This is a genomic window from Mesorhizobium sp. M2A.F.Ca.ET.039.01.1.1, assembly GCF_003998035.1.
Classification (GTDB): domain Bacteria; phylum Pseudomonadota; class Alphaproteobacteria; order Rhizobiales; family Rhizobiaceae; genus Mesorhizobium.
Genome location: NZ_RZRY01000425.1, coordinates 1 through 5,565 on the forward strand (window position 1 = coordinate 1; position 5,565 = coordinate 5,565).

The 5,565-nt window shown below is 66.3% G+C and carries 5 protein-coding genes; 3 read left to right on the top strand and 2 right to left on the bottom strand.

Annotation, left to right across the window (positions count from 1 at the left end):
• The 3 genes from EOA24_RS25785 to EOA24_RS25795 form a co-directional block, all read left to right on the top strand.
• A partial coding sequence (locus EOA24_RS25785) for an FAD-binding oxidoreductase (RefSeq protein WP_133374610.1) occupies positions 1 to 828 on the top strand: 828 nt, incomplete at its 5' end.
• Entirely contained in the window at positions 825 to 2,108 is a 1,284-nt protein-coding gene (locus EOA24_RS25790) for a Zn-dependent hydrolase (protein WP_126082261.1), read from the top strand. The genes EOA24_RS25785 and EOA24_RS25790, both read left to right, overlap by 4 nt.
• Positions 2,105 to 2,770 carry an isochorismatase family cysteine hydrolase gene (locus EOA24_RS25795; protein WP_126082262.1) on the top strand — a complete coding sequence of 222 codons (666 nt, stop codon included), beginning with the start codon at positions 2,105 to 2,107 and terminating at the stop codon, positions 2,768 to 2,770. Before EOA24_RS25790 ends, EOA24_RS25795 begins: the two co-directional genes overlap by 4 nt.
• Here the strand turns inward: EOA24_RS25795 and EOA24_RS25800 are convergent.
• Positions 2,755 to 4,245 carry a D-aminoacylase gene (locus EOA24_RS25800; protein WP_126082263.1) on the bottom strand — a complete coding sequence of 497 codons (1,491 nt, stop codon included), beginning with the start codon at positions 4,243 to 4,245 and terminating at the stop codon, positions 2,755 to 2,757. The two genes, EOA24_RS25795 and EOA24_RS25800, sit on opposite strands and share 16 nt — an antisense overlap.
• A gap of 12 nt (positions 4,246 to 4,257) precedes the next feature.
• Positions 4,258 to 5,565, bottom strand: a 1,308-nt coding sequence (locus EOA24_RS25805; RefSeq protein WP_127410197.1) for a trimethylamine methyltransferase family protein, incomplete at its 5' end; no start/stop codon positions are given.

Genomic DNA, 5,565 nt, shown 5'->3' on the forward strand with positions numbered 1-5,565 from the left:
CCCTCGATCGTTGCGATGAGGCCGGATGAGGCGATCGCGCACGTTCCGGTGCTGCGCCGGGATTATCTTGCCGGCGCTTACATCGAACCGCATTCGATGGATATTGACGTCAACGGCTTGCACCAGGGTTTTCTGCGCGGCGCGCGGGCGCGGGGCGCGCGTATCGTCACCAAGGCCGGGGTCAAAGGCATCGGTCGGCAAGGCGGACAATGGCGGGTCGAAACGGAAGCGGGCGCATTCCTTGCGCCGCTGATCGTCAATGCGGCCGGCGCCTGGGGTGACGAGATCGCGGCGATGGCGGGCGTCCGCCCGGTCGGCTTGCAGCCGAAGCGCCGCACCGCTTTCAACATCCCCGCACCTTCAGGTGTCGACATTGCCGACTGGCCGCTGGTCAACGATGTCGGCGCGGAGTTCTATTTCAAGCCGGATGCCGGACAGCTGTTCGTGTCGCCGGCCGATGCCACGCCGTCGGAGCCGATGGACGCCTTTGCCGAAGACATCGATGTGGCGATCGGCGCCGAGCGCCTCGAACGGGCAACGACGATCGAGGTGCAGCGTGTGTCGCGTTCCTGGGCAGGCTTGCGGACCTTCGTCGCCGACGGCTCCCCGGTGGTCGGGCCTGACGACGAGTTTCCGGATTTCGTCTGGCTGGTCGGGCAGGGCGGCTACGGTATCAAGACCTCGCCGGCGCTGTCGCGCGTCTGCGCCAGCCTGATCGCCGGCGGCGGCCTGCCGGACGATGTCGCGAGGCAAGGCGTGTCGCTGGACGATCTCACACCGCACCGTCTGCGCAATGTCACGCCCGAAGCCAGCAAGGTTGCTTCATGAACAGCGCCATCCTGACGGCCGGAGGTCACCTGGCCGGGCGCATCCTGGAGACACTCGCTGAAGCCACGACCGATGCGCCGGGCATCACGCGCATCGCCTACGGACCCGGCGAGCGCTTCGCCCACAACCTCGTGCGTGAGGAGGCGCAGAAGCTCGGCGCGGTTGCGCGCACCGATGCCGCCGGCAATCTCTATTTGACGCTCAGTGGCCGCGATCCGGACCTGCCGGCTTTGGTCGTCGGTTCGCATCTCGACAGTGTGGCGCATGGCGGCAATTTCGACGGCGCCGCCGGCGTTGTGGCGGGCTTGGCGGTGATGGCCGAGTTGGTCGCGAAAGCCGTCCAATTGCCGCGCGATCTCATCGTGCTGGCCACGCGCGCCGAGGAAGCCGTCTGGTTTCCGCTGTCCTATCCGGGCAGCCAGGCGGCTCTTGGCTTGCTCGATCCGGAGGCGCTTGAAGCAAAACGATCCGACAGCGGCCGCACGCTGGCCGAACACATGCGAGAGGAAGGGTTCGACCCCGATGCGGTGCGGCGCGGGGTTCCGGGGATCTATGCCGCGCGGATCGCGGCCTTCGTCGAGGTGCACATCGAGCAGGGACCGCGGCTTGTCGCCGCTGGCGCGCCGGTCGGCATCGTCACCGGGATTGCCGGCGGGTTCCGCTATGTCGACGCCAAATGCCTTGGCGCCTATGCCCATTCCGGCGCCGAGCCGCGCTTCGCCCGGCATGACGCCGTGCTTGGCTTTGCCGATCTGGTCGCCGCGCTTGAGATCGAATGGGATGCGCTGGAGCGCGAAGACCATGAGGCGACAATCACCTTCGGCCGTGTGCAATCCGATCCGACACAGCATGGCGGCAGCCGGGTTCTGGGCGAGCTCGGCTTCACGCTGGATGTGCGCAGCGCCGAAGCGACGGTTCTCGAACGTGTCGAGGCGCGGCTTCGGACTATTCTGGCTGAAGTTAGCGCCAGGCGGGGCGTAGCGTTCGAACTCGGGCAGCGTTTCACTTGGGAGCCGGCGACGATGTCGGCAGATTTGGCCGCCAAGCTGGATCGCGCCGCTACCGAATTGCAGATGCGGGCACCGCATGTGCCGAGCGGGGCGGGACACGACGCGGCGACTTTTGCCGGCGCCGGTATTCCAACCGCCATGGTCTTCGTGCGCAACGAGAACGGCAGCCACAACCCGCATGAAGCGATGGAGATCGCCGACCTCGATGAGGCGATCCGTCTGCTCTTCCGCTTCGTCACAGACTTCGACAATCCCTTGGATCAGCCATGAACCTCGCCAAGACCGCCTTGCTCGTCATCGACCTGCAGAACGAATACCGCCCCGGCGCGGCTTGGCCGGTCGTCGGCTATGACGCGGTGCTCGCCAACACCGCCGCGCTGATCGGAGCCGCCCGTGCGGCGGGCGTGCCCGTCATCCATGCGCAGGCCTGGGTGAAGCCGGAGGAACGCGACGGCTATGCGCGGCAGGAAGAGATCCTGACCGAGGAATTCCGCTCCGCGGTGGCGGGCAGCAACGGCGCCGAAATCTGCGCCGAGGTGGCAGCGCTGCCCGGCGACATCGTCATCCACAAGCATTGGCCAAGCGCCTTTCGGCGGACCGATCTTTCGCAGCGGCTCGCCGCCCTTGGCATCGAGACCCTGATCGTCACCGGCGTGCTCACCGACAGCTGCGTGACCGCGAGCGTCTTCGACGCGGTTTACGAGGGGTTTCGCGTCTGGCTGGTCAAGGACGCCTGCGGCAGCATGACGGAGGCCATGCACCGCACCGGCATGCTCGACATGGCGAACCGGCTTTATGGCGGCGGCATTCTTCGCCATCCCGAGGCGCTGAAGGCGCTGGCCGACCACCCCTTCGACGGCTGGCGCTGCACGCGGCCGGTGGAATTTGCCTACACGCTGGAAACGGTCGATGGAATTTACGAGGCGCTGTGATCGGCGCCGCAGTTGCATGCGCCTCTGACGATCGGCTTTGAGGCCGAAGGCTTGAGAACCGCGCCAGGCAGCGCTCCAGTGGCTCTCCCTTTTCGCCACACCGATACGCCGTTCACAAAGACATGCTCGATACCGGCGGCGGGCCGGCGCGGTTCCTCGAAGGTGGCGGTGTCGATGATCGTCTCGGGATCGAAGACGACGAGATCGGCGAAGTTGCCTTCGGCCAGCAGGCCGCGTTGCGCGATGCCGAATTCCTTCGCGGGCAGCCCGGTCATGCGGAATACGGCCTCCTCCAGGCTGAACAGGCCGACATCACGCGCGTAGTGCCCGAGCACGCGCGGAAATGTGCCCCACAGGCGCGGATGCGGATGGATGTCGTGCGGCAGGCCGTCCGAGCCGATCATGGTGCGCGGATGCGCGATGATGTTGCGCACATCGTCCTCGTCCAGCTGGAAATAGACGGCGCCGGCCGGCAGCAGACGCTCGCCGGCCTCGCGCTCGGTGCAGTTCCATTCGCGCGCGATGTCGGCGATCTCGCGCCTCGCCATCTCCGGATGCGGGTCGGACCAGGTGATGAGGATCTTCAGCCCGGTGTCGCAGCGCTCCAGGCGCAGCACCGTGGAACTCGCGGCATAGGGATAGACGTCCATGCCGATATCCATCGCCTCGCGCGCCCGGTCGATGCGCTCCAGCGAGGGCCGGCTCTTGCCGAAATTGGCGCGGCCGGTGCACTGGTGGTGCGAGATGAAGAGCTTGCCGCCGGCGTGATCGGCAATGTCGATCGCTTCCTCGATGGCTCCGTCCATCGTCTCGAAATAGTTGCGCGTGTGGGTGACATAGGGACCACCCAGGCCTGCCGCCGTGGCGGCCAGAGCCTTGACCTCGTCGGTCGAGGAGTTGACGGCCGGTGGATAGTCGAGGCCGGTGCTGAGGCCGAACGCGCCTTCGGCCATCGCTTCGGCAACCGCTTCCTGCATCGCCGCCGTTTCGGCTTCGGTGGCCGGACGATCGGTCACCGGCATGCAACGCTGGCGCAAGGTGGTGTGGCCGACAAGCAGGGCGGCGTTGGTGGCGATGCCGCGGCGCTTCAGCTCGGCGACATAGTCGGCAAAACGGTCGAAGCGGAAATTCTCGCGGCCGCCGACCAGCGTGAAGGGCGGCGGTGGGGTCTTGTCGAGCAGCAGCGGCGCCAGGCTGACACCGCAATTGCCGGCAATCACCGTGGTGACGCCCTGGCTGATCTTCGGGTCCATGCCGCGCGGGGCTAGCAGCGCGCCGTCGTCATGGGTGTGCACGTCGATGAAGCCTGGCGCGACCACCTTGCCCTTCGCGTCGATCTCCTCGACGCCCTGCGCATCGTCCAGCCGACCGACCGCCGTGATCCTGTCGCCAGTGACGGCAATGTCGGCCCCGAAGGGTTTCGAGCCGTCGCCGGCGATCAGCGTCGCGTGGCGGATGACAAGATCATAAGGCATTGCATAAATTTCCTAAGCTTCCGGATTAGCCGCGATCTCCTCGCGGCGATGCGCGACATAGGCGTCGAGCTCCTCGCGGATCGCGGCGTCCATCACCGGCTCCTCGTAATCGTGCAAGGCCTGCTGCCAGAGCTCGGTCGCCCGCTCCAGCGCGTCCTTGCCGCCGGCTTCCTGCCAGGCGCCGTAATTCTGCCAGTTGGAGAGCATCGGTTGGTAGAAGGCGGTGGTGTAGCGCGACATGGTGTGCTCGGCGCCGAAGAAATGGCCGCCGGCCGGCACCGACTTGATCGCCTCGAAGCCGAGGTCGTCCTCCTGGAACGGCAGCGGCCGCAGAAACTCCATCATGTTCTGCAGGATCTCGACGTCCAGCACGAGCTTTTCGTAGGACGCTGTCAGCCCGCCCTCCAGCCAGCCGACGGCGTGATAGATCAGATTGGCCCCGCCAAGCACCGCGCCCCAGGTCGCCATTTCAGTTTCGTAGGCCGCCTGCAGGTCGACGACGTTGGAGGCATTCGCGTTGGAGGTGCGGTAGGGCAAATTGTAGCGGCGCGCCAACTGCCCGGCGATGATGTTGGCCTTGGCGTTTTCCGGCGTGCCGAAGGCCGGCGCGCCCGACTTCATGTCGACATTGGAGGTGAAAGCGCCGTACATCACCGGCGTGCCGGGGTTGACGAGCTGCGTCAGCGTCACGCCGAACAGCGCCTCGGCATTCTGCTGGCAGAGCGCGGCGGCAAGCGTCACCGGCGTCATCGCGCCCATCAGCGTGAAGGGGGTGACGGCAACCGACTGGCCGTATTCGGCCATCGTCATCAGCCCCTCCGCCATCATCTCGTCGAAGCGGCGCGGCGAGTTGACCGAAATGATGGTGGTGACGGCGGGGTCCCGCGCCATCTCATCCAGCGTCAGTCCGCGCGCGATCGCCATCATCTCGATGCCGTCCAGCGCCCTGCCCCGCCCGATCGCCGAGACGTGGAAACATTTGTCAGTCAGCGTCAGATTGGCGAAATAGGTGTCCATATGCCTTGTGTTCGCCGGCAGCTCGATCGGCGCGCAGACCTGGTTGCCGAGCATATGGATGCAGTTGAAATGCTGCGCCAGCCGGACGAAGTCCTGATAATCTTGCATGTTGCCGGCGCGGCGGCCGCGCTCCATGTCGTGCACATTGGGCGGTCCGGCCACCAGCGTGAAGTTGATGGTGCTGCCGCCGAGATGGATGGCTCGAGCCGGATTGCGCGGGGTAAGCGTGTAGCTGCTGCGCGTCGACCGCAGCGCTTCCTCGACCATGCCGCGGTCGACCCGCACATTCATCGACCCGTGATC

Bases quoted from the DNA above. Each gene is read 5' to 3' on its own strand.
- EOA24_RS25790 (WP_126082261.1), top strand. From the start codon at position 825: ATGAACAGCGCCATCCTGACGGCCGGAGGTCACCTGGCCGGGCGCATC.
- EOA24_RS25795 (WP_126082262.1), top strand. From the start codon at position 2,105: ATGAACCTCGCCAAGACCGCCTTGCTCGTCATCGACCTGCAGAACGAA.
- EOA24_RS25800 (WP_126082263.1), bottom strand. From the start codon at position 4,245: ATGCCTTATGATCTTGTCATCCGCCACGCGACGCTGATCGCCGGCGAC.